The sequence below is a fragment of the Streptosporangium oxazolinicum genome (assembly GCF_039537505.1).
In the GTDB taxonomy this organism is placed as follows: domain Bacteria; phylum Actinomycetota; class Actinomycetes; order Streptosporangiales; family Streptosporangiaceae; genus Streptosporangium; species Streptosporangium oxazolinicum.
The window spans coordinates 84474-108052 of the sequence record NZ_BAABAQ010000007.1 but is presented as its reverse complement, the minus strand read 5'-3'; the positions used below and the strand labels follow the sequence as shown (position 1 = coordinate 108052).

Sequence of the window (23579 nt, the reverse complement as noted above, 5' to 3'; positions counted from 1 at the left end):
GGGGTTCCGCTCCCGCTCAACGGGCGGGTTTCGCGACACGGCATGAGGCCGCCCGGCGACCGGCTCGACGGACGCGTTCCCCGGTGAGATACCGGCGCCGCCCGCTCAACGGACGGGTTCCGCGGTGAGATGGTCCCCGAAGCGGGTGACGACCCCGCCCTCGGCGAGGTCGTGCGCCACCGCGCAGGCGCGCGCGATCGTCGCCGCCCGCGAGGAGCCGTGCGCGACGACGACGGTGCCGCTCAATCCGAGCAGCGCCGCCCCGCCGTGGGTCTCGGGGTCGTAGCGGCGGGCCACCTCCCGCAGTTCCTCGGGCCCGGCGACCCCCGAACGCGCCACCAGTGTCAGCGCGGCCCGTACGGAACCCTCGACGTTCTTGAGCACCACGTTGCCGGTGAAGCCGTCGGTGACGATCACGTCGACGGTGCCCGCGAGCACGTCGTGGCCCTCCACGTTGCCGTGGAAGCGGAGCGGCAGCCCGGGAAGCAGTTCCCCGGCCCTGCGGGTCAGCCGGTTGCCCTTGCCCGGTTCCGAGCCGATCGACAGCAGGCCCACCGACGGATCGGCGACACCGAGCACGAGCTGCGCGTAGGAGACGCCGAGCAGCGCGAACTGGGCGATCATCTCCGGTGTGGGGTCGGAGGTCGCCCCCGCGTCGATCAGCACGGTGGCGCCGCCGGTGACCGAGGGCAGCGCGATGGCCAGGGCGGGCCGCAGGACACCCGTGGCGCGGCCGATGCCGCGGATGGCGCATGAGACGACCGCGCCCGTGGACCCGGCCGACACGAAGGCCGACGCCGATCCCCGCCGTACGAGGTCGCAGCCGACCGTCAGACTGGTCGTGGCGGAGGAGAACGCTCCCGCGCCCCGCTCGGTCATCGGGACGACGTCCTCGGCGTGCACCACGCCGATCTCGGCGACGGCGCCGTGGCGGTCGAGCTCGGCACGGATGTCCCCCGCCCTGCCCACCAGCACCACGGGGATCCCCAGCTCGCGCCGGGCCGCCACCGCCCCGGCCACCGTCTCGACCGGTCCGTGGTCTCCGCCCATCGCGTCGACGACCACAGGTTCCGACATCACACCCTCCCGACGGCGGCTACGACAGCGTTGAAGGGTCTCCCACCGGACGACCCCGCATCTAGCGGTCCCGCACCGGACGACGCCGCCCGCGACCTCGCCCGCGGCGGCCTCGCGCCGGGCGACCCCACTCCGGACGGCCTCCCGGCACGTCCGCCCGGCCGGTTCAAGGAAACTCGGCGATCAGGCGGCGCTCTGCGCGGTCGGCCGCGGACGCCGCGAACAGGTGCCGCGCGAAGATCGCCAGTCGCCGCCGCCGGGGCACGACGGCTCTCGCGCCGAGGACGTCGTAGCGGGCGGCCTCGATCCGGTCGAGGATGCCTCCGTACAGCTGGAAGGCCGCGCGGATACACGGCCGGGAGGAGGGGGTCAGCATGTCGAACCCCTCCTCGGCCCGCGCGTAGTGCTCCCTGGCCCGCCGGGTCTGGAAGGCCAGCAGCTCGCGCAGTGCCGGGGTGGCGGCGCCGCGCTCCAGGTCGGCCACCTTCACCCCGAACTCGTCCAGGTCCTCCAGCGGAAGGTAGACCCGGCCGCGTTCCAGGTCCTCGGCGACGTCGCGCAGGAAGTTGGTCAGCTGGAAGGCCAGTCCCAGCTGGCGAGCCGGTTCGCGGGCCTTGTCCTCCATGCCGGGCAGCGGTTCGAGGACGGGCAGCATCATGGTGCCGATCACCGCGGCCGAACCCTCCATGTAGACGAGCAGGTCGTCGTAGGTCGCGTAGCGGGTGACGGTCAGATCGGTCCGCATCGAGCGCAGGAACGCCTCGATGTCGCCGTGGTCGATGCCGAAGGAGCGCACGGTCTGCGCGAACGCCGGGAGCACCGGGTCGCCGGTGGTCCCGCCGCCCAGGGTGGTGGTCAGCCGGGTGGTCAGGCCGTCGAGCGCCCGTTCCCTGTCGCCGGTCATCGTGAAGGAGTCCACGATCTCGTCGGCGTAGCGTGCGAAGCCGTACAGGGCGTGCACGTGCGGACGCTTCCAGGCGGGCAGCAGCAGGGTCGCCAGGTAGTAGGAGCGGCCGTGACGGGCGTTGAGCCTGCGGCAGAGTTCGTAGCTGGCGGTCAGGGTCATCGGGAGGTCTCCAGTACGCGTTCCGCGGCGAGCCGGCCGGAGATCAGCACCGGTGGCACCCCCACCCCCGGCGCGGTGTACATCCCGGCGAAGTGCAGCCCCGGGACGCGCCTGGCCGCGCCCGCGGGCCGGAACCACGCCGTCTGGGTGAAGCGGTGGTCCAGGGCGAAGGGGGTGCCCGCCGAGTGGCCGAGCCGTGCCCAGGCGGGCGGGTCGAGGGTGAGCCTCGGCGCGGAGGACAGGTCGCCGTAGCCGAGGTCGGCGAGCCTGCCGAGCAGCCGGTCCTCCAGCCGCGGGGTGAGCCGGTCCCAGTCGGCGCCGCCGCGCAGATTGGCGGTCGGTTCCAGCACGGTGAGGGTGGCGTGGCCGGGCGGGGCGGCGCCGGTATCGGACTCGGGGTAGGTGACCAGCAGGTTCGGGTCGGGCTGTGGCCGCCCGGCCCGCAGCGCGGCGAAGGTGGCGTCCCACTCCCTGCCGAAGTGCAGCGTGTGGTGCGCCTGCCCGGCCAGGCGGCGGTCGAGGCCGAAGTGCAGGACCAGGCAGGAGGGCGAGTAGCGGGGGCGGCGGAGCCGCCAGTCGCCCGCGCCCTTCGGGAGCAGCCCGGTGTGGGCGCGCGACAGGTCGCAGGCGACCACGACGTTCCCCGCCGCCAGGCGCTCCCCGGTGTCGAGCCTCACCCCGGAGACGCCGGAGGACCCGGCCTCGACCCGGACGGCGCGCACCCCGTACCGGAGGCGCGCGCCCGCCTTCTCGGCCAGCGCGGCCAGGGCGAGCGGGATGGCGTGCATCCCGCCCTCGCGCGGGAAGAACACGCCGCCCACGGTGTCCATGTGGGCGATGACCGCGTAGATCCCGAGCGCCTGCCGGGGCGGCAGGCCCACGTACAGGGCCTGGAAGGTGTGCGCCTTGACCAGCCGGTGGTCGGTGAGGTGGCTCTTGACGAGGGAGTCCAGGCTGCGGAAGCCGCCCAGGGCCGCCAGGCGGGCCAGGACGCGGGGCCGGGCGAGGTCGCGCAGCCTCGTCATGTCGCGGTCGATGAACGCGGGCCACTCGGCGTCGAACAGCTCGCCGAGCCTGGCGCGGAAACGCCGGTACCTCGCGGCCTCCGCGGCGCCGCTCAGCTCGCGCACCCGCTCGACCATGGCGTCCTGCCCGGCCACCACGTCCAGGTGGGAGCCGTCGTGGTAGCGCAGCCGGTAGTACGGGTCCAGGCGCCGCAGCGGGAGCATGCTCTCCATGTCCTCCCCGGCGGCGGCGAAGACGTCGGCGAGGACCTCCGGCATGGTCAGCACCGAGGGGCCGGTGTCGAAGCGGTACGCGCCGAGGGTGGCCGTGCCGCAGCAGCCGCCCGGCACGTCGTTCGCCTCCACGACCGTGACGTCCCGCCCGGCGGCGGCCAGCCGGACCGCGGCGGCCAGGCCGCCGAGACCGGCGCCGATCACCACGACCGGGCTCACGCGCTCCTCCTCGTCGCCGGGTCCCCCGGCCCCCTCGCGCCCTCCGGCGGCGCGCCGCCCCGGATGCGGGCGGGCGGGGTCGTCCTCCGTCCCGGATGGGGGTCCATCCGTTCATGGGGCCGATCGATCTCACGCGTGACGGCGGCCACGGGCATCACTCCTTCGCGTCCACAGAGGACTTCGCAAGCGAGACCGCGTCCGGATGCGTTTGTCCGACGGCAGGCGTACGACCCGGCCGATGGCGCCCGAGGCGACCGAGGCGACCGATGGCGTCTGACGGTCCATCCCCGGACCGGGCCGCCGGTAAATCAACCCGTCGCGCAAGAAGGCGTAAAAACGGCGCCCGCCTTCCGCGCGGATGCAGGCTCGTCCGGCCGATTCGGCCGGTCCGGATGGCGGCCCGGCGGGAACAGGGGCACGACATGGAGGGGAAGCGGGGCGGACGGCGCGGACGGCTCGTCGGCGGTGTTCGGCGGTGCCGCGTGGGACCGCCAGGGCCCGGCGTCCGCCGCGATGCGGACGCCGGGCCCCCGGTTCAGGTCAGCGGACCGCCCGGAGGGCGTCGACGATCCCGTAACCGTAGAAGCCGTTGCGCAGCACGCTTCCCTCACACGTGTGCGTCGAGGTCGCCGTGGTGCCGTCCGGCAGGTGCCTGGTGTAGGTGTAGGCGGGCGGGGTGGGGCAGGCCGTCCTGGTCGCGGTGCCCTTGAGGACCGTCTCCACAATGGCGGGGTGGAGCTTCTTGCCGCCGTGCACCCGGTCGCGCTGGCCGTACTTGCTCACGATCAGCGCGGCGACACCGGCGGCGCGCGGGGAGGCCATCGAGGTGCCCTGGAGATACTCGTAGTAGGCGCAGACGTCGCCCTTGCAGCTGCGGACCACGTTGGTGACCTTGGGCGTGCCGTCGGGGTTGAGCTGGCCGCGCGCCTCGGCCAGGGACTTGGGATAGGCCGCCAGCGTCGCCCTGGTGACGTCGCGGGTGTTGCCGGGGGTGTCGTAGACGTCGCCACCCGGGGACGAGACGTCGACGTAGCCGTTGCCGTAGTCGGAGTAGTACGCCTTGCGCTTGCTGATGCCGGTCGAGGAGACCGAGATCACGTGCTTGCCCTCGCTCGGCATGGAGACGCAGCTCGGGGGGATCGTCCGCGTGTAGGGCGCCTCGCCGGGGACGCTGGCGAAGTCGGGGCTGGAGGCGTCGACGATCGTCTTGGTGTAGTCGGTGGCGCCGTTGCCGGCCGCGGACACCAGGGTCACGCCCTTGCCGTACGCGTAGTCGAGCGCCCGCTGCATGGCCTTGATGATCGTGGCCTGCTCCTGCCGGTCGGCCGGGGAGTCGGCCGGGTTGTCGACGCAGTTGAACAGCCACGGGTCGATGTAGTAGCTCATGTTGACCACGTCGATGCCGACGTCACCGGCGTAGGTCAGCGCGTCGATGCTGGGCTGCAGGAAGAAGTATCCGGCGTCCTGGCCGGCCCGCAGGTTCACGATCGAGACCTTGGGCGCCACGCCCGCCGTGCCGAGCCCGTTGATGGGCGAGGCGATCGACGACGCCACGTGCGTGCCGTGCTCGTTCTCGTCGACGTCCGCCGGGTCGTTGCAGGAGCGGTCCGGCTCCGCCTCACACGGGCCGTCGACCTCGTTGCCGTTGGCGTCGGTGGGGATGTCGACGGTGAAGTTACGGCTCAGCCGCCGGTCGAAGTTGGGCGCGATGTCGGGGTGGGAGCCGTCGACGCCGGTGTCGATGACACCGACCAGCACGCCGGGGTCGCCCTGCTGGTGGCGGTAGGAGCCGTCGACGGTCGCGTGGATCTGCTTCATGTCCCACTGGAGCTCCGACAGCGGCTCCGCGGCGGGCGCGGGCCCGCCGAAGGTGGAGGCGGCGGGAGCGCCGTCACCGGCCTTCTCCACGGCTCTCGCCTGTACGGTCGCGCGGCCGGCGGCTCCACTCCTTGCGGTGGGCACGCTGCCGATGGACCGGTTGTGGGCGATGTCGTCGATCGAGGCGGCGTCGCGCACCGCCTCGGCGAAGCGGGTGTTCGTCGTCTTGACGGTGGCGACGCCGACCGCGGTGTTCTCCTTGAGGATGCTTCCGCCCGCCGCCTTGATGGCCCGCTGGGCGTCCGCGAGGCGCGCGCCCTCCGTGTAGAGGACGACGTACTCGGTTTCCGCACCCGGTTCGGCGATCACCGGCCGGGCCTGCGCCGGGGGCACCAGCGCGGCTGTCACGAGGGTGACGACAGCCGCGGTGATGATGACGCGTTTCACATATACCTCCGTATATCCGAAGAGCTCCCCGCAAATGTGGTTTCATACGCGCCAACAATCCAGGCGTGCACACATTTGCCGCCAAGGTGTAATAAAGCCAACAGGCGCCGGGGAATCCCGCCGCTTCTGCGACCTGCACACATTGGCGAATCATGCCATCAGTGAACCGTTACGCGGGAATACTCGCGCCAAAACCGGTGACAGCGTGGAGTTTCGTGTGGTCAAGCCTGTTTTGAAGCGTCCGGAACGAGCCCGGAGAGGTCGGAACGGAGCGGCCGGGACGGGGGTCAGCCGGGCGGGCCGACCCGCTCCTGCCGTCCCGGCAGCGAGGTCACGTACGAGATGAGCGCGCGGAGCGGGCCGGGGAGGTCGCCCTCGCGTGCGCGGGTCGTGAGCACGCGGCCGCCGTCCTCGACGGTCAGCTCGTAGTCGAAGCGGTCGGGCCGCCCCTCCGGAGGCTCCGGCCGCTCCGGTGCGCCGGACAGCCCGGCCCGCTCCACCCGCGCGCGCAGCTCGGCGTCGTCGTCCGGCGTCAGCGACGCGGAGTCGACCGTGGTGACCGTGACGAGACCGGCGACGCCACCGCCCCGGACGATCGAGACCTTCACGGGAACGATCCTAGACCGGCCCGCGCGCCCCGGCCGGTGCCGCGCCGCGACCGATCCCGCCCTAAAGGACCCTGACCGGTGCAGCGCCGCGACCGGCCTCTCCCTAGAGGACCCCGACCTGCTGCCATGCGGCGCGTACCTTCCTCTGCTCGTCCCCGTCCGCGCCGAACAGCTCCCCGGCCACCTCCACGGTCGCCTCCGCGGCCTGCCGGAAGTCGGAGCGCGGCCGGAGCCGCTCGGTGAGCGTGACGTACCAGACGCGCCCGGCGCGCTCCCAGGCGTTGCCGCCGATGGCGGTGGCGGCGAGGTAGAAGGCGCGGTTGGGGATGCCCGAGTTGATGTGGACGCCCCCGTGGTCGTTGGAGGGGTTGCCGTCGTCGGGCAGGTCCACGTAGTCGCGCATGTGTCCCGGCTGGCGGTCGCGGCCCCCGGTGGGAGTCGACCAGGCGGTACCCGGCGCCTTCATCGACCGCAGGGCCGTCCCCCGCAGGGCGCTGCCCAGGATGCCCTCGCCGATGAGCCAGTCGGCCTGCTCCGCGGTCTGCCCCCGGCTGTACTGCTTGGCGAGCGACCCGAAGACGTCGGAGAACGACTCGTTGAGGGCGCCGGGCTGCTTGCTGTAGACCAGATGCGCGGTGAACTGCGTGATGCCGTGGGTCAGCTCGTGCGCCACGATGTCGACGGCCTTGGTGAGGGAACCCTTGGTGAAGACCTGCCCGCTGCCGTCGCCGTAGATCATCTGGAAGCCGATCCAGGCGGCGTTGTCGTAGTCGGTCCCGTAGTGGACCGAGGAGACGATCTCCAGCCCCCGCCCGTCGATGCTGTCCCGCTCGAAGACCCGCCGGTAGAAGTCGTAGGTGACGCCCGCCCCGTCGTAGGCCTCGTCGACCGCCGCGTCACCGGACGGCTGGTCGCCCTCCCCGCGCCTCCTGCGCCCCGGGAGGTCGAAGTCCCCGCCGTTCTCGACGTCGTAAACCGTGCGCACCATGCCGGGGGCGGGCTCCACGTCGGCGATGGTGAGGTTGAGCTGGCGCAGCGCGCCGGCGAACGACGCGCGCTGCGCGCGGGCGGTCTCCGAGGTGGCCAGGGTCCTGAGCGCGGCCTCCCGCTCCTCGGGGGTTCCCTGCGCGGCGACCGCCTCGAGCAGGTCGGGAGGTGCGATGCAGCACGGGGGCATGCTGTCATATGTCGTCATGCGTCAAGAATCGTCGCAGACTGCGGCGGGCGCATGGGGATCGCCATACTCAATTCCTTACTCAATGCCTCACCCAATGCCTTCGCGGCGGGGTGGGGTGTGCCTCCGGGAGCGGTCGTGAGAGGGTTCTTTTGCTCGGCGATCACGGGTTCGTGACCGCGCCCGGGGAAGCGGGCGAGACGGAGGCGGCGTTGCTTGGAAACGTGGAAACGAACGAGGAGACGGCGGGGGCGCTCACGGTGCCGGTGCGCGGCGGGCGGCCCGCTCCCGCCACCGGCTCACCGGTGACGGGTTCGCCGGTGACGGGTTCGCCGGTGATGGACCGCGTGCCGGGGAGCATCGGTTCGCGAAGGACGGGCCGCGCATGACGTCACTGCTGGCCATCAGCGACCTGCACATCGGCTACGAGGAGAACCGGAGCATCGTCGAGGAGCTGCGGCCCACCTCCGCCTCCGACTGGCTGCTGGTCGCCGGGGACGTCTCCGAGAAGGTCTCCGACGTCGAGTGGGCCCTGGGGCTGCTCGCCGGACGGTTCGAGAAGGTGGTGTGGGCGCCCGGCAACCACGAGCTGTGGACCCATCCCAGCGACCCCGTCCAGCTGCGCGGCGAGGAGCGCTACCGGCACCTGGTCGAGGTGTGCCGGAACCTGGGGGTGGCGACGCCCGAGGACCCCTACCCCACCTGGACCGGCCCCGGCGGCCCGGTCACCGTCGCCCCGCTGTTCGTGCTGTACGACTACACCTTCCGCATGCCCGGCGTGGCCACGAAGGAGGAGGCGCTCGCCCGCGCGTACGACAAGGGGGTGGTCTGCACCGACGAGATGCTGCTGCACCCCGATCCGTACCCCACCAGGGACGCCTGGTGCGACGCCAGGATCGCCGAGACCGAACGGCGTCTGGAGGCCAGGCCGGCCGGGATCCCGACGGTGCTGGTCAACCACTACCCGCTGGTGCGCGAGCCCACCCTGATCCTGTACCACCCGGAGTTCGCGATCTGGTGCGGCACCGAGCGCACCGCCGACTGGCACCTGCGCTTCGACGCCGCCACGGTCGTCTACGGCCACCTGCACATCCCCCGGACCACCTGGCACGACGGTGTCCGCTTCGAGGAGGTCTCCTTGGGCTACCCCCGCGAATGGCGTCCCCGACCCACCGCGCCCGGTCAGCTGCGGCGCATCCTGCCCAGCCCGCAGCCCGTCGCATGATCGAGAAGATCCTGCCGCCGTGGGTGGCGAGCTCTGACTGCTTCGAGGACCCGCCGGACGTCGCGCTGTTCCCCGAGGAGGAGGCGGCCGTCGCCCGAGCGGTGGACAAGCGGCGGCGCGAGTTCGGCACCGCGCGCCACTGCGCCCGCCAGGCCATGGCCGCTCTCGGGGTTCCCCCGGCACCGATCCTGCCCGGCGAGCGCGGTGCCCCCGGGTGGCCGGACGGGGTGGTGGGCGCCATCACCCACTGCGCCGGATACCGCGCGGCGGCCGTCTCCCTGGAGGCGCTGACCATCGGTATCGACGCGGAGCCCCACGGGCCGCTCCCCGACGGCATCCTGCCCTCGGTCTCCCTGCCCGAGGAACGGGCCGCGATCGCGCGGCTCGACGGCGACGTGCACTGGGACCGGCTGCTGTTCAGCGCCAAGGAGAGCGTCTACAAGGCGTGGTTCCCGCTGGCCAGGCGCTGGCTCGGCTTCGAGGAGGCCCACCTCGTCTTCTCCCCCTCCGGTACGTTCACCGCCCGCCTCCTCGTCCCGGGTCCCCTGGTGGAGGGCCGGGAGCTGACCGGTTTCACCGGCCGCTGGCTGGTGTCCGACGGCCTGGTGGTGACCTCCATCGCCGTACCCGGGAAACCCACGCCCTGACCCCGTGCCGGGAGGCCGGGACCCCGTCCGGGGCCCGGCCTCCCGGCACGGGCGCGTCCTAGCTGGGAACATGCCGTGGTCGCCGTGCCGCTCGGCGTACGGGCGCGTCCTAGGCTGGGAGCATGCCCCACGATCCGATGATCCTGCCCACCGGCCTGCCGGTACCCTCGGACGACGGCGCCTGCGACCACCTGCCGGGCGCCCGGATGCCGGCGCTCTCCCTCCCCTCGACGGGCGGGGACGCCTTCCGGGTGGACCTGGTTCCCGGCGGCGCCGAGCGGCTGGTGCTGTACGCGTACCCGCGCACCGGCCGTCCCGGGGAGGATCCGCTCGTCCCCGACTGGGACCTCATCCCCGGTGCGCGCGGATGCACGCCCGAGTCGTGCGCCTTCCGCGACCACGCCGGGGAGCTGCGCGCGGCGGGCGCCACCGTCGCCGGCCTCTCCACCCAGGACACCGCCTACCAGCGGGAGGCCGCCGAGCGGCTGCGTCTGCCGTTCCCGCTGCTCAGCGACGCGTCGCTGGAGCTCACCGGCGCTCTCGGCCTGCCCACGACGCGGGTGGCGGGCACGACGCTGCTGCGGCGCCTCACCCTGGTGATCCGGGGCGGGGTGGTCGAGCACTGCTTCTACCCGGTCTTCCCGCCCGACGGGCACGCCGCGCAGGTGCTGGCCTGGCTGCGCGACCACCGGTGAGCCCGCGACGGGACGTCAGGACTCCAGGTAGCGCAGCACGGCGAGCACCCGGCGGTGGTCGCTCTGCGACGGCGGCAGCCCCAGCTTTGTGAAGATGTGCGTGACGTGCTTCTCCACCGACCCGTACGACAGGAACAGGGCCTCGGCGATCGCGCCGTTCGACCGTCCGTCGGCCATCATGACGAGCACCTCGCGCTCCCGGGGGGTGAGAGTGTCGAGAGCGTCGGCGCGCCTGCCGGTCGCCATCATCCGGGTGACGACCTCCGGGTCCAGCACGGTCTCGCCCGCGGCGATCCGGGAGAGCGCGGCCAGGAAGTCTCCGACGTCGGCGACCCGCTCCTTCAGCAGGTATCCCACCCCACGCGAGTCCTCGGCGAGGAGCAGGGTCGCCGAGCGCGTCTCCACGTACTGGGAGAAGACCAGCACGCCGACGCCGGGATGGTCGCGCCGGATGTCGATCGCGGCGCGCAGGCCCTCGTCGGTGTGGGTCGGCGGCATGCGTACGTCCACCACGGCGACGTCCGGCCGGTGCTCGTCCACCGCGGCGCGCAGCGCGGTCCCGTCGCCCACGGCTGCGGCGACCTCGTGCCCCCGCGTGGTGAGCAGCAGGGTCAGCCCGGCTCTGAGCACCGCGGAGTCCTCGGCGACGACGACGCGCATGCGACCTCCGTTCAGGTGGGGAGCGGCATCTCCACGGTGACCACCGTAGGTCCTCCGGGAGGGCTGTCGATCTCCAGCCGCCCGTCCACGACGCCCACCCGGGCCGCCAGCCCCGGCAGTCCCGTCCCCGGGCCCACCGAGGCGCCGCCCGTCCCGTCGTCGCCGACGTGCAGCCGCAGCAGGCCGCCGTGTCCCGCCACCTCGACGATCGCCCGCCGCGCGCCGCTGTGCTTGACCACGTTGGCGAGCAGTTCGGCGGTGCAGAAGTAGACGATCGCCTCCACCGCGGCGGAGGGGCGGCGGGGCAGGTCGACGCGGAGGTCCACGGGCAGCGCGAAGCGCGTGGCGAGGGTGGCGAGCGCGGTCTCCAGCCCCTGGTCCAGGACGGGCGGGTAGATGCCGTGGATCAGCAGGCGCAGATCGGCGATGATCTCCTTGGTGTCGCGGTGGGCGGCGTCCACCAGGTCGCGTACCTGCTGGAGCCGGTCCTCCCCGGGAGAGGCGGCGAGCTCGTCCTTCGCCATCCCCAGGCTCAGCGCCAGCGCCACGAGGCGGGCCTGCGGCCCGTCGTGCAGGTCGCGTTCGATCCGGCGCAGGGTCGCCGTCGCGTCCTCGGCCATCCGGGCCCGCGTCGCCTCCAGGTGGCCGACCCTGGCCGAGAGCCTGGTCGGGCCGAGCAGGGTGCGCGCGAGGAACCGTTCGGGGAGCAGCGCGGCCCGCAGCGCCAGGGGGGCGAGCGCGAGCGGCACCAGACCCGCCGCGCCCAGCAGCAAGGCGCCCGGCCAGGTGTCGGCGTGCGGGCCCCACGCGCCGGTGGGCACCGGCGACCACCGGGCGGGGTAGGAGAGCAGGAGAACGCCCCCGCCCCAGCACCCGGCGGCGGCGCCGAGGGCGAGCAACGCGGTCAGTGGCTTGACCAGCAGGTACGCCGCCGCCCGCCACCCCACCCCGTCGCCGAGCGCCGACACGAACCAGCCGATCGGCCCGGAGCCCCGCCTGATGGGGGCGGGGGCGGGCGTCCGGACGTCCAGCAGCAGGCGGGCCAGGCCGAGGTTGACCGCCCCCAGGTGCCGGGCTCCCCGGACCGTGAGGGCCAGCACCGGCAGGCCGACGATCGCCGTCGACCACAACGCGGCCAGCACCATGGCGAGGAGGAGGAGCAGACCGGCGGCGGCGAGCGGCGGCCCGGCCAGCGCGTAGCCCAGCTCGCGCCAGACCCGCCCCGGTCCCGGTCCCGAAATCGGTTCCGGAATCGCTTCCGGTCCCGGTTCTGGCATCGCTTCCGGCATCGGTGAAGGCAGGGGCGACCCGGCCGGGGGTGGAGGACCGGAGGGAGGGCGGCTCATTCCCCCAGCGTGCCGCATCGCGCTGCCACCCGACATCCGGCGGGCCTGTGGGGGATATCCCGAAGTTTCCCGGCGGACGTCCCCGTGGTCTCCGGCGGGCGGGTTCGCGACGCTGGAGGAGCGCCGGTGGTCGGGAACCGGTGGGAGACGACCGTACGGCGCCCCGACCGCCGTCCAGACAGACCAGACAGAGGAGTCACGGATGTACGGGAAGATCGGATCGTTGTTCACCGGGCTGGTGGCGGCGTCGGCGCTGCTCGTCCCGGTGGGAACGCCCTCCTACGCGGCGGGACCGGCACCGGCGTCCTCGCCCGTCACGGCGTCGGCGCGAGCTCCGGAACCGGCGTCACCGGAACCGGCCTCGCGGCTGAGGTGGAAGGCGTGCGCGGGTGAGAACCTGCCGGAGGGGATCCGGTGCACGACCGTCACGGTGCCGGTGGACTGGAGGAAGCCGCGCGGGCGGAAGATCACCCTGGATCTGGCGCGGCTCCCGGCCACCGACCCGGCGAACCGGATCGGGAGTGTGCTGCAGGTCCCGGGAGGACCGGGGGCCGAGGGTGTGGAGGACCTGAAGCGGTCGGCGCCCGGTCTCACCGAGCTGCGCCGCCGCTTCGACCTCGTCGGCTACAACCCGCGCAACACCGGCCTCAGGGAGAGACTGCCGGCGGTCTGCTCGGAGATGGGGCCGCAGCTCCTCGAACCCCGCGACCGCGAGGAGTACCGGGCCCAGGCGGCGAGCCTGGAGGCGGCGGCGCGCGAGTGCCGGGACGCGGACTCCAGCGGCCTGTTCGACAACCTCGACTCCCTGTCGGTGGCACGGGACATGGAGGCGGTCCGCGTGGCCCTGGGCGAGCGGCGGCTGAGCTTCATGGCCAACTCCTACGGAGGGGTGCCCGCCGCGGCGTACGCGCGCCTGTTCCCCGAGCGCGTCCGGGCGATGTACCTCGACGGAGCGGCCGACCAGGTCAACGGGTGGAGCGACCTGGTCCTGGCCATGGCCCCCGGCGGCGAGGGGATGTTCGGGCGGTTCATCTCCTGGTGCGCGGCCGACAGCGCCTGCGCGCTGCACGGGGAGGACGCGGGCGCGGTCTGGCGGGCCCTCGTCGCGAAGCTGGACCGCTCCCCGATCCCGATCTCGTCCCCCGAGTTCGGCGAGGGGAAACTGACCGGATGGCACCTGAAGGCGCTGGGCTTCCCGGCGAACCCGGGCCCGGACAACGCCGCGTGGGTGGCCTTCGCCACGGCGGTGGACAAGGCCAGGAACGGGGACGGCTCCGGTTTCGGGGAGTTCGTCATCGGCAACATGCGGGTCTGGACGATCCCGGCCCTGCGGGCGATGACCTGCCCCGACGACCGTGGCTTCACCGGCTACGCCCAGTTCCGTGACGTCTCCCGCCGGATGAGGGAGGCCTCCCCTCACCTGGGCGCCGCGCCGTTCGACATGCTGGCCTGCTCCGGCTGGCCCCGGCCGGTCGCCAACCCGTCCCGCCCGCTGCCGGTCCGCGGCCTGCCGCCGTTCCTGGGAGCCGGGTCCTGGAGCGACTACACCATGACCGCGAGCCTGGCCGGGATCGTGCCCGGTTCGGTCACCGTCCGGTACGACGGTCCCGGGCACGTCCTGTACATGCCGGGCGGCAACGGGCCCGCCAGCCGGTGCGTGATCGGGCACGCCACCCGCTATCTCGTCGACCTGACGCTCCCCGCCCCCGGCACCGTCTGCCGCCCCGGGGAGTGACGCCTCCCCATCCCCGGCCGTCTCACGCGTTCCCTCCCGGGAGCGGTTCCGGAAAACGGTCGTGAGAAACCGGCCGGCCCGCCAGGGGGCGCGGGCCGGCTCGGTGCCGGGAGCCGGCCCGTCACCGGAAGGTGGCGGGCCGGATCGCGCGTCCCCCTCGGGAGGGGATCAGGTCGCCGTGCAGGTGAGGGTGGGGGTGCCGCTGGTGCCGGAGCCGATGAATCCGAAGGTGGCCGCGGCGCCGGCGCCCAGTGAGCCGTTGTGGGCGACGTTGCGGGCGCTGACCGCGGACCCGCTGGCGGTCACGGTCGCGTTCCACGCCGAGCTGACCCGCTCACCGCCCGCGAAGGTCCAGTTCACCGTCCAGCCGGTGATCGCCCTGGAGCCCGCGGTCACGCTCACGTCGGCCTGGAAGCCGCCGGACCACTGGGAGGTGACGCGGTAGGTGGCCGAGCAGCCGCCCGGGACCGGGGTCGGGGTCGGGGTGGGCGTGGGGGTCGGGGTGGGCGTGGGGGTCGGGGTGGGGGTCGGCGTCGGAGTGGGGGTCGGGGTGGGGTTGGGGTTCGTGCCGCCGGTGAAGTTGACGTCGCTGCAGAAGTAGTAGGACTGGTCGAGGTGGCTCGCCTGCCAGACGGTGTAGACGATGTGGTGGCCGGTACGGCCGGGCGCGTTCACCTCGATGGGCGTGGTGGTGCCGGTGGGCACCCTGCCGGTCTGGCCGACCAGTTCCAGGTCGCTCCACCTCGGCTTCTGGGTCTTGGGGTTGAAGCCCTGTTTGGTGGCGTAGACGCGGATGTAGTCGGCGCCGTGCGAGGCCTGGTCCAGCAGGTTCATCGTGAACCTGGCGGGACGGTCCACGGTCTTCCACGCGCCCGGCACGTCCATGGAGGCGTAGCGGCCCCCCTCGGTCAGGCCGCCGCTGCACAGCTGCCCGTCGGGGATCGCGGCCTGGTGGTTGCCGCCGACGCCCTCGCGGAACAGCCCGTTCCAGTTCCACATCGCGTTGGTGTTGTTCTGCCAGGCCTGCCAGCACATGGGGTCCTGCTGGGCCATTGCCGGGTTCTGGAAGTCGCTCCCCCAGCGCTGCCAGCAGCCGTAGTTGCGCGAGGGCGGGTCGCTGATCGAGCCGTGCGCGGCGGCGGGGGCCGCCGTCACGGTGGTGAGCGCGAACGCGGTCGCGACCGCGACCAGCGCCGCGACGACCATCCGCCAGACCGGGATCCGGTGGAGGGACGCGACACCGGACGTGTGGGACCGGTCGCGCGGGAGTCGGAGCGTACGTGACCTCATCGGGTACAGGTCTCCTTTTCGAGTGCCGGGGGGACGGGTCCTGGCGCGCCGGGTGAGGACGGAGTCCGCACGCCAGGGGGTCCCCACCGTCGCCCAATCCGCATGCGGCGGCAACAACGGTCCACGGCTCTCGAAGGGCGACCGGCCCGGAGCTGGCCATACGCCACAAAACGGATGAAAGGTTCATTTCCGAACGGTTTTTCCCGAGGGCGGCCTCCGACGGAACCGAGGGGCGACCCGCCGCACGGCTGTCCTCCCGGGTGCGTCACATCGCTCGGGTCAGGCCTGACCGGAGACGTGCGGTCGTCGAAGGCGGTGAGGCGTGGAGCCTCACGTTCGAGGGGTACCGGTCGCCGGAAACACCGGATCGCGGGTCTCGACGAGCGGTTCCCGGAGTCAGACGCGTACCTCCGCGGTGTGGGCGTGCCCGCGGCTGCCACCCACTTCCACCTTGAGCGCGGTCCTGACCCTGTGCACGCTGCGGTCGCCCTCCTTGATCGATTTCACCGGCCAGGGCAACGTGATCCTCACCTCGTCGACGGTCCTGGACGGGTCGGACACCGCGAGCCGTACCCGCTCGCCGGCGCGGCGGACCAGCAGCGTGCAGGAGCCGTCGACGGTAAGCGGCCCATCCGCGGTCTCGACGGTCCCCGCACGCCAGAAGACGGCGGCGATCACACCGTCGCGCGAGATGGCCTGCACCGCCGCGGAGTTGGCGAGGATCTCGATCCGCCCCTCATAAGCCTCCATCTGCGTTATGGAGGCGTCAGGCAGTACGGCGTAGGCGTAGCGCGCCTTGCGGGGATCGACGCCGTGGTCGATGAGGATCGTCGTGTAGTGCCTGGTGACAGGGGATGTGTCGCCACCGGTGGTGGCGCCCTTGTCGATGTCGCGCCAGCGGCCGGTGCGCTCCTTACGGATCACCTTCGCGTCGGCGCCGTCGAGCAGCGCGTAGCCGGCCACACCGGACAGGTGGATCCAGCCGTCGCCCCGGGTCAGCGGTGGGTGCCGGTCGTGGGTGTTGCGGTTCTCCACGACGGTCTCGACACGGCGGCCGTCGGAGGCGGTGATGCCGGTGCCGAGGGCGATCACCGCGTCGTCGAGCAGGAACCACGCCTTCCTGGCCCGCAGCGAGGAGCCACCGGCGATCAGCCTCATGGCCGCCACGCCGTACTCGCCGTCGAGTGCCACGCCGCCCGCCCACGGGGTGGGGGGCAGGCGCCGGTGGTCGTGCGGAAGATCGGCGCGCCTGCGGGTGTCGACCGTCGTGCCCGGCAGCCGGTACGGGTCGATCGTGGGCCACAGGTCGTCGTTCCAGTGGGTGAGGTCGCCGGTGTAGAGGTACGTCATGCCGTCGCCGGTGTACCAGCCGTGCAGGTTCTCCCGGTTGATGGCCTCGGCCGCGCCGATGCGCTCCGAGCTCATCGCGATCGCGTACGCCCAGGTGGGGCGGCGGTGCACGACCCGGTCCATGTCGGCGAAGACGTACGTGCCCGTCGTGCGCGGGCCGACCGGCACCGACGGGTCGGCCAGCAGGGCCGTGGCCCTCGCGATGCTCGCCGGCGGTGCGAACGCGCCGTAGGGGGTGGCCTGGTTGCGGGTGAGCCAGCCTTTGACCAGCGGTCGCCAACGCCGGGCATGGCGCTCGGGCGCCGTTTCCAGCAGGGTGAGGACGGCCTCGACCGCCTTGTGTCCCGAGTGGTGGTCACGGTGGCCCTGCACCGAGATCTGCCGGCCGCGTACGCAGTCCATCATCAGCCCGTCGAAGACGAACGGCACGAACGAGCGATCCACGAGGTCGTAGACGTTGCCGATGCCGGTGATCTCCCACGGTGACCCGGCGAGCATGGCGATCAGCTTGGCCACGCTCTCCAGGTAGTCCACCCCGTAGCTGCCGGTGTAGGGGTACACGTCGTGCTGGATGAACGATCCGTCACGGTAGAAGCCGTCGCCCGGTCCCCTTGTCGGCCGCAGCAGGTCGGAGACCGCGTCCCTGGCCCGCCTGACGAGGCGCGCGTCGTGGGTGAGCACTCCGCGCATCGCCACCGCCATGGCCTTGCCCGCGCGGTTGGCGCCGGTCTCGACGACGCCGGGGTGACTGACACGGCGCTCCGGGTCAGGGCACCAGCGACGCAGGGGACGCAACCAGCGCTCGAGGCGGCCTGAGGGCAGGCCGTCGTACAGCAGGGCGCAGGTGTCGGTCAGCGCGCGGGGGACGCCGATCTCCCACCAGAACCAGTTGCTGCCCCGCCGGTCGAGCCCTTCGTGGTAGGCGTGCTCGTAGAGGAAGTCCAGCGCCCTGACAGCGGTCTCGGCGACCTGGCGGTCCCGATGCATGACGGTGCCCGGCGTGGCCCAGGCCAGCGCCAGTGTGCGCATGCGGTTGTAGGAGCGGTTGAAGTTACCCGTCCGGTGGTCCGACAGCGGCAGGTCGGGCCACAGGCTCGGGCGACCGGCGGCGGGCTTCAGCTTACGCAGCACCGCGTTGGCCGAACCCTCGAGCGCCCGCGCCCTGTCGGTATAAGCCCTGTCGGTATGAACGGAGTCGTCCGGCCCACCGGCCAGCAGGCTCACCCACCGCTCACGCGCGACGTCGAACGTGGCGGCGCCGACCGCCTCGGCCGGCCTGTCCCACAGGGCGAGACCGGCCACTGTCGCGGCGCCCAGCAGGGCGGACCGCCGGCTGAGGGGGTGGGGCATGAAGACTCTTCCGGCAATGGGGCAATATCAAAAAAGATCATAGGGCGACATGTGAGGGGGCTGTTCACTTCCGGTGACGGTGGGGCGTACGAACGTCGCCGGGAACACGCCGCGCACCGACCTGATGTGGATGGCCATGAAGGACCCGGTGTGCCGGGCCTGCCGGGGGCGTTCCTCACCTCCGGGAACACCGAAATCTCCGGGAACACCGAACCTTCGGGAACACCGACGAACAGCGCGCGCACATGTACGTCAACGTGATCGTCGATCACCGGCTGATGACGCGGGAGCCCGGGTCCACACCGAGGCGAGCGGTACTTCCCACTCTCTCGATGTCGGACCCGGCGTGGTCGTCAGACGGCGAGTTCGTGGTCGCGGAACTCGGCCGCCCTTGTACGGCTCAAGTGGCTTTGGAGGTGAATCCCGTCGGCCGGGGCCGTGAACGCCCCACGGCACCGGCCGACGGTTCAGATCACTCGGGGTCGTAGGCGAGGTTGGGGCGCAGCCAGCGCTCGACTTCCGCGAGGTCGAGGCCCCGGCGCCGCGCGTAGTCCTCGACCTGGTCCCTGCCGAGGCGTCCCACGGTGAAGTACCGCGACGACTCGTGGGCGAAGAGCAGCCCGCTCACGCTGGCGGCCGGGGTCATCGCGAAGGACTCGGTCAGGCCCATGCCGAGCCGGTCGGCGTCCAGCAGGTCGAACAGCTCCTGCTTCTCGCTGTGGTCGGGGCTCGCGGGGTAGCCGAGCGCGGGGCGGATGCCGCGGAAGCGTTCGGCGTGCAGGTCCTCGATGAGGGGGTCGGCGTCGGGCTCGTACCAGCCCCGCCGCGCCTCCAGGTGGATGTACTCGGCGAACGCCTCGGCCAGGCGGTCGGCGAGGGCCTTCACCATGATCGACCGGTAGTCGTCGTTCTGGGCCTCGTAGCGTGCCGCGAGGTCCTCGGCGCCGTGCACGGCCACGGCGAACCCGCCCAGGTGGTCTCCGGCCGGAGCCACGTAGTCGGCGAGGGACCGGTTGGGCCGTCCCTCGGGCTTGGCCGTCTGCTGGCGCAGCATCGGCAGCCTGAGCCCCGCGCCGGGACTGTCGATCACGATGTCGTCGCCCTCGGAGTGAGCGGGCCAGTACGCGTAGGCGCCCTTGGCCTGGAAACTCCCCTCGGCGATGATCTGGTCGAGCATCGCGTTGGCGTCGTCGAAGAGCTCGCGGGCCACCGGCTGGTCCAGGATGGCCGGGTACTTGCCCTTCAGCTCCCAGGCCAGGAAGAGGAACTGCCAGTCGATCATCGCCCGGAGGGTCTCCAGGTCCGGCTCCACGACGCGGACGCCGGTGAAGCCGGGGACCGGCAGGTCCTCGAAGGAGACCTTCTCGGGGTTCGCGCGGGCCTGGGCGACGGCGAGCAGCGGGGTGCGCTGCTTGCTCGCGTACTGTTCGCGCAGGCGCTCCTGGTCGGCGCGGTTGCTCTCCTCCAGCACCTGGGAGCGGTCGTCGTCCAGCAGGTCGGAGACGACGCCGACGACGCGGGAGGCGTCGAGCACGTGGACCGTGGGGTTGTCGTAGGCGGGGGCGATGCGGACCGCGGTGTGCTGACGCGAGGTCGTGGCGCCGCCGACCAGCAGGGGCAGTTTCAGCCCCCGGCGCTGCATCTCCGCGGCGACGGTGACCATCTCGTCCAGCGACGGGGTGATCAGCCCGGAGAGCCCGATGACGTCGGCGCCCTCGGCGACCGCGGTGTCCAGGATGACCGAGGCGGGGACCATCACCCCGAGGTCGACGACCTCGTAGTTGTTGCAGCCGAGGACGACGCCCACGATGTTCTTGCCGATGTCGTGTACGTCGCCCTTGACGGTGGCGAGCACCACCTTCCCCTGGCCCCGGCCGGTGTCGAGGCGTCCCTCCAGCCGCGCCTGCTCCTTCTCCGCCTCCATGTAGGGCTCCAGGTAGGCGACCGAGCGCTTCATCACCCGCGCGCTCTTGACGACCTGCGGCAGGAACATCTTCCCCGACCCGAACAGGTCGCCCACGACCTTCATCCCGTCCATGAGCGGCCCCTCGATCACCTCCAGGGGGCGTGCCCGCTGCTGCCGGGCCTCCTCGGTGTCGTCCTCGATGAAGTCGACGATGCCGTGCACGAGGGCGTACGACAGGCGCTCCTCGACCGGGGCGTCGCGCCAGGCCAGGTCCACGACGCGGCGCGTGCCGGAGCCGCTCACGGTCTCGGCGAAGGCGACGAGCCGGTCGGTGGCGTCGTCGCGCCGGTCGAAGATCACGTCTTCGACGAGTTCGAGCAGGTCGGCGGGGATGTCCTGGTAGACCGCGAGCTGTCCCGCGTTGACGATGCCCATGTCCAGCCCGGCGCGCACCGCGTGCAGCAGGAACGCCGAGTGCATCGCCTCGCGCACGACGTCGTTGCCGCGGAAGGAGAACGACAGGTTGGAGATGCCGCCGCTGGTCAGCGCTCCCGGGCAGCGCTGCTTGATCAGCGGCAGCGCCTCGATGAACGCCTTCGCGTAGCCGTTGTGCTCGCTGATGCCGGTGGCGACCGCGAGCACGTTGGGGTCGAACACGATGTCCTCGGCGGCGAACCCGGCCCGCTGGGTCAGCAGGTCGTAGGCGCGGGCGCAGATCGACACCTTGCGCTCGACGGTGTCGGCCTGCCCCTGCTCGTCGAAGGCCATCACCACCACACCGGCGCCGTAGTCGCGGATGATCCGCGCCTGCTCCAGGAACGCCTCCTCGCCCTCCTTGAGGCTGATCGAGTTGACGACGCCCTTGCCCTGCACGCACTTGAGCCCGGCCTCCAGCACGCTCCACCGCGAGCTGTCGATCATGACCGGGATGCGGGCGACCTCCGGCTCGGTCGCGATCAGGTTCAGGAAGGTGGTCATGGCCCGCTCGCTGTCGAGCAGGTCGGCGTCCATGTTGACGTCGAGCAGGTTGGCCCCGCCGCGTACCTGCTCCAGCGCGACGTCGACGGCCGCCTGGTGGTCGCCGCCCTCGATCAGGCGCCGGAAGCGCGCCGAGCCGGTGACGTTGGTGCGCTCGCCGATCATGACGAAGCCGGTGTCCGGGCCGATCTCGAAGGGCTCCAGGCCGCTGAAACGGGTACGGGCCGCCGGTTCCGCGACCTGGCGGGGCGGGAGGCCGGACACCGCGGCCGCGATCCGCTCGATGTGCGCCGGCGAGGTCCCGCAGCAGCCGCCGACGACGTTGACCATGCCCGCCCTGGCGAACTCGTCGAGCAGCGCCGCCGTCTCCTCCGCGGTCTGGTCGTAGCCACCGAACGCGTTGGGCAGGCCCGCGTTGGGGTGGCAGGCGGTGTAGGTACCGGCGAGCCGCGCCAGCTCGGCGACGTGCGGGCGCATCTCCTCGGCGCCCAGCGAGCAGTTCACGCCGACCACGAGCGGCTCGGCGTGCCGGATCGCGCTCCAGAACGCCTCGACGGTCTGCCCCGACAGCGTGCGCCCGCTCAGGTCGACGATCGTCACCGAGATCCACAGGGGCAGGTGCGGGGCGACCTCGCGGGCGGCGGCGATCGCGGCCTTCGCGTTGAGCGTGTCGAAGATCGTCTCGATCAGCAGCAGGTCGACCCCGCCCTCGGCCAGCGCGCTGATCTGCTCGGCGTACGCGGCGCGGACCTCGTCGAACGACACCGCCCGGTAGGCGGGGTCCTCGACGCGCGGCGACAGCGACAGCGTGACGTTCAGCGGGCCGATCGAACCGGCCACGAACCGCCCGCCCGCCTCGTCGGCGGCCTGGCGGGCCAGCTGCGCGGCCCGCACGTTCATCTCCCGCACCAGCGACTCCAGCCCGTAGTCGGCCTGGCCGATGCTCGTGGCGGTGAAGGTGTTGGTGGTGGTGATGTCCGCGCCGGCCGCGAGGTACTGCCGGTGGATGTCCAGGATGACGTCGGGACGCGTCAGGTTCAGCAGGTCCGGGTCGCCGGTCACGTCGCGCGGGTGGTCGAGGAAGCGGTCGCCGCGGTAGTCGGCCGGGGTGAGCGAGGCGCCCTGCAGCATCGTGCCCCAGGCTCCGTCGAGCACCAGGATCCGCTGTCCCAGCAGCTCTCGCAGGGCCCGCGAGCGGTCGTCGGCTCCCGGCGTGCCGTCCGCGGGACGCGCGCCGCCGGGCGCGTGCCGGGCCTGCTCGTCGTCGTGCCCCAGGGATCCGTTCATCGGTCCACCTCCCGTCGTGGGAGGCGCCCTTGGTGGAAGATCCAGGCCGAGCGTGGCGGACCGGGGTCCGTCGCAGCGCCTCTCGGCCTTGGATCAAGGATACCGAGCGTGGTAACAAGACGCCAAACATCGGTCATAAGTCTAGAAAAGTCTCACGTTCTCGGTACGGCGGTGGGTCGCCACGCCGCGCGCCCTCATCGAGATCACTCCCCCGGGTGGGAGACGCCAAAGGCCGCGCCCCGTGAGGAGCGCGGCCTCCGGCGTCCCGCCGGGCACTACCTGGTGATCACTATCTGGTGATGGTGAAGGTGTCCACGTCGAACAGCGAGCCCGAGCCGCCGCTGAAGGTCAGGAATATCGGGCCCGACCCTGTCGCGGTGAGGTTGGTGGAGACGGTCCTGAAGGTGTCCCAGCTACCGGTGTTCGGCACGGTCACCGTGCCGAGCACCGTCCCGGTCTGCGAACCGGCGCGGACCCGGATGGTGCCACCGGCACCCGCCGAGGAGACGCGGGCGCTGAAGGTCTTCGCCCCGGAGGCGTTCACCGACGCGTACCCGGCCCAGTCGCCGTTGTCGATGTAGCCCACCGTCCTGCCGCCGCTGGCCGTGCCGTGGCCGGCCGGCTGCACGCCGAAGTTGGAGGTGTAGGCCTCCCCCTCGACCGTGGTGGAACCGCCGCCGGTCCTCGGGCTGCAGTCGGCCGCGACCTGTCCCGCCGCGTACCTGATGCCGCCGAGGAGCAGGCTGCGGAAGGCCGGTTCGGCGTAGGACTGGATGGTGTGGCCCAGGCCCGTGTAGAAGGAGCGGCCGGAACCCTGCGGGTGGCACCAGGTGATGGGGTGGTCACCGTTCATGGTGCCGCCGCTGTAGGTGCTCTCGTCGAGGGACTGCAGGACGCGCGCGGTGGAGCGGGGGTTGGTGCGGTAGTTGTACCACTCGTCGCTGCGGCTCCAGGTGGCGCCGAGGTGCGAGGTGGCCGGGTGCGTGTTGTCCTCGGTCTTGACGGTGGCCTGCTGGATCGCGGGGTGGCCGCTGAACCAGGCGCCGACGAGCTGGCCGTAGTAGGCCCAGTCGTACTCGGTGTCGGCCGCCGCGTGGACGCCGAGGTAGCCGCCGCCGCCGTTGACGTAGTTCTGGAAGGCGGTCTGCTGGGTGGCGTTGAGAACGTCGCCGGTGGTGCTGAGGAAGATCACGGCCTCGTACGTGGCCAGGTTGGCCGCGCTGAAGGCGTTGGCGTCCTCGGTCGCGGTGACGGTGAAGCCGTTGGCCGCGCCCAGGTCCCGGATGGCCTGGATGCCGGTCGGGATGGAGTCGTGGCGGAACCCGGCCGTCTTGGAGAAGACCAGCACCTCGTACGGGGCCGCGGCGGCCTGGGCCGCCGGGACGAGCACGGTCGCGGCCGCCAGGGTGGCCGTCGCGACCGTCGCCAGCCCGCGTGCGATGAGACTACGCATCGCTGTCCTT

Annotated in this window: 16 protein-coding genes and 1 riboswitch; of the genes, 4 read left to right on the top strand and 12 right to left on the bottom strand. The window is 72.3% G+C overall.

The genetic code is table 11. The annotated features are described in order from the left end of the window. Positions 1-105: 105 nt before the first annotated feature. From plsX to ABD817_RS20040, 6 genes are all read right to left on the bottom strand, one after another. Complete coding sequence (plsX, locus tag ABD817_RS20065; RefSeq protein WP_344919548.1) at positions 106-1077, bottom strand: phosphate acyltransferase PlsX; 972 nt, start codon at positions 1075-1077, stop codon at positions 106-108. Positions 1078-1243: 166 nt separating this feature from the next. After that, on the bottom strand, positions 1244-2143 hold the full coding sequence (locus ABD817_RS20060; RefSeq protein ID WP_344919547.1) for a phytoene/squalene synthase family protein: 900 nt from the start codon (positions 2141-2143) through the stop codon (positions 1244-1246). After that, complete coding sequence (gene crtI, locus ABD817_RS20055) at positions 2140-3600, bottom strand: phytoene desaturase family protein (protein ID WP_344919546.1); 1461 nt, start codon at positions 3598-3600, stop codon at positions 2140-2142. The genes ABD817_RS20060 and crtI overlap by 4 nt, the downstream gene beginning before the upstream one ends. 540 nt (positions 3601-4140) lie before the next feature. Beyond that, positions 4141-5865: a S8 family serine peptidase gene (locus ABD817_RS20050; protein WP_344919545.1), complete on the bottom strand. Its 1725-nt coding sequence runs from the start codon at positions 5863-5865 to the stop codon at positions 4141-4143. Positions 5866-6152: 287 nt separating this feature from the next. After that, positions 6153-6473 (bottom strand): protealysin inhibitor emfourin, encoded by a 321-nt coding sequence (locus tag ABD817_RS20045; protein ID WP_344919544.1) that lies wholly within the window; start codon positions 6471-6473, stop codon positions 6153-6155. A 103-nt stretch (positions 6474-6576) separates the two neighbouring features. After that, positions 6577-7668: a M4 family metallopeptidase gene (locus ABD817_RS20040; RefSeq protein ID WP_344919542.1), complete on the bottom strand. Its 1092-nt coding sequence runs from the start codon at positions 7666-7668 to the stop codon at positions 6577-6579. Positions 7669-8032: 364 nt separating this feature from the next. Between ABD817_RS20040 and ABD817_RS20035 the strand changes: the two genes are divergently transcribed. The 3 genes from ABD817_RS20035 to ABD817_RS20025 all read left to right on the top strand — a co-directional run bounded on the left by ABD817_RS20035 (position 8033) and on the right by ABD817_RS20025 (position 10214). After that, positions 8033-8872 carry a metallophosphoesterase family protein gene (locus ABD817_RS20035; protein ID WP_344919541.1) on the top strand — a complete coding sequence of 280 codons (840 nt, stop codon included), beginning with the start codon at positions 8033-8035 and terminating at the stop codon, positions 8870-8872. Then, positions 8869-9519 (top strand): 4'-phosphopantetheinyl transferase family protein, encoded by a 651-nt coding sequence (locus tag ABD817_RS20030; protein ID WP_344919540.1) that lies wholly within the window; start codon positions 8869-8871, stop codon positions 9517-9519. Before ABD817_RS20035 ends, ABD817_RS20030 begins: the two co-directional genes overlap by 4 nt. Positions 9520-9641: 122 nt before the next feature. Beyond that, positions 9642-10214, top strand: a complete 573-nt coding sequence (locus tag ABD817_RS20025; RefSeq protein WP_344919539.1) for a peroxiredoxin — start codon at positions 9642-9644, stop codon at positions 10212-10214. A gap of 15 nt (positions 10215-10229) precedes the next feature. Here the strand turns inward: ABD817_RS20025 and ABD817_RS20020 are convergent, their stop codons facing one another. Both ABD817_RS20020 and ABD817_RS20015 read right to left on the bottom strand, forming a co-directional pair. Then, complete coding sequence (locus tag ABD817_RS20020) at positions 10230-10874, bottom strand: response regulator transcription factor (RefSeq protein WP_344919538.1); 645 nt, start codon at positions 10872-10874, stop codon at positions 10230-10232. Between the two features lie 11 nt (positions 10875-10885). Continuing rightward, the gene (locus ABD817_RS20015) at positions 10886-12151 is read right to left on the bottom strand and encodes a sensor histidine kinase (RefSeq protein ID WP_344919537.1); all 1266 of its coding nucleotides are present in this window, start codon (positions 12149-12151) and stop codon (positions 10886-10888) included. A gap of 271 nt (positions 12152-12422) precedes the next feature. Here ABD817_RS20015 and ABD817_RS20010 point away from each other — a divergent pair, with 271 nt between their 5' ends. Beyond that, the gene (locus ABD817_RS20010) at positions 12423-13955 is read left to right on the top strand and encodes an alpha/beta fold hydrolase (RefSeq protein ID WP_344919536.1); all 1533 of its coding nucleotides are present in this window, start codon (positions 12423-12425) and stop codon (positions 13953-13955) included. Positions 13956-14123: 168 nt separating this feature from the next. Here ABD817_RS20010 and ABD817_RS20005 read toward each other — a convergent pair whose 3' ends face one another. The 4 genes from ABD817_RS20005 to ABD817_RS19990 form a co-directional block, all read right to left on the bottom strand. Continuing rightward, positions 14124-15245 (bottom strand): lytic polysaccharide monooxygenase auxiliary activity family 9 protein, encoded by a 1122-nt coding sequence (locus tag ABD817_RS20005; protein ID WP_344919535.1) that lies wholly within the window; start codon positions 15243-15245, stop codon positions 14124-14126. Between the two features lie 396 nt (positions 15246-15641). After that, positions 15642-17945 (bottom strand): polysaccharide lyase 8 family protein, encoded by a 2304-nt coding sequence (locus tag ABD817_RS20000; RefSeq protein ID WP_344919534.1) that lies wholly within the window; start codon positions 17943-17945, stop codon positions 15642-15644. 472 nt (positions 17946-18417) lie between these two features. Further along, on the bottom strand, positions 18418-22116 hold the full coding sequence (metH, locus tag ABD817_RS19995; protein ID WP_344919533.1) for a methionine synthase: 3699 nt from the start codon (positions 22114-22116) through the stop codon (positions 18418-18420). Between the two features lie 14 nt (positions 22117-22130). Beyond that, a riboswitch (S-adenosyl-L-homocysteine riboswitch) is annotated at positions 22131-22206 on the bottom strand. Positions 22207-22405: 199 nt separating this feature from the next. Then, entirely contained in the window at positions 22406-23569 is a 1164-nt protein-coding gene (locus ABD817_RS19990; protein ID WP_344919532.1) for a ThuA domain-containing protein, read from the bottom strand. Positions 23570-23579: the final 10 nt, after the last annotated feature.

Excerpts from the sequence above, each read along its gene's own strand:
- plsX (WP_344919548.1), bottom strand. The coding sequence starts at position 1,077 with ATGTCGGAACCTGTGGTCGTCGACGCGATGGGCGGAGACCACGGACCG.
- ABD817_RS20025 (WP_344919539.1), top strand. The coding sequence starts at position 9,642 with ATGCCCCACGATCCGATGATCCTGCCCACCGGCCTGCCGGTACCCTCG.
- ABD817_RS20060 (WP_344919547.1), bottom strand. The coding sequence starts at position 2,143 with ATGACCCTGACCGCCAGCTACGAACTCTGCCGCAGGCTCAACGCCCGT.
- ABD817_RS20005 (WP_344919535.1), bottom strand. The coding sequence starts at position 15,245 with ATGAGGTCACGTACGCTCCGACTCCCGCGCGACCGGTCCCACACGTCC.
- ABD817_RS20030 (WP_344919540.1), top strand. The coding sequence starts at position 8,869 with ATGATCGAGAAGATCCTGCCGCCGTGGGTGGCGAGCTCTGACTGCTTC.
- ABD817_RS19990 (WP_344919532.1), bottom strand. The coding sequence starts at position 23,569 with ATGCGTAGTCTCATCGCACGCGGGCTGGCGACGGTCGCGACGGCCACC.
- ABD817_RS20010 (WP_344919536.1), top strand. The coding sequence starts at position 12,423 with ATGTACGGGAAGATCGGATCGTTGTTCACCGGGCTGGTGGCGGCGTCG.
- ABD817_RS20040 (WP_344919542.1), bottom strand. The coding sequence starts at position 7,668 with ATGACGACATATGACAGCATGCCCCCGTGCTGCATCGCACCTCCCGAC.
- ABD817_RS20020 (WP_344919538.1), bottom strand. The coding sequence starts at position 10,874 with ATGCGCGTCGTCGTCGCCGAGGACTCCGCGGTGCTCAGAGCCGGGCTG.
- metH (WP_344919533.1), bottom strand. The coding sequence starts at position 22,116 with ATGAACGGATCCCTGGGGCACGACGACGAGCAGGCCCGGCACGCGCCC.
- ABD817_RS20035 (WP_344919541.1), top strand. The coding sequence starts at position 8,033 with ATGACGTCACTGCTGGCCATCAGCGACCTGCACATCGGCTACGAGGAG.
- ABD817_RS20000 (WP_344919534.1), bottom strand. The coding sequence starts at position 17,945 with ATGCCCCACCCCCTCAGCCGGCGGTCCGCCCTGCTGGGCGCCGCGACA.
- ABD817_RS20015 (WP_344919537.1), bottom strand. The coding sequence starts at position 12,151 with ATGCCAGAACCGGGACCGGAAGCGATTCCGGAACCGATTTCGGGACCG.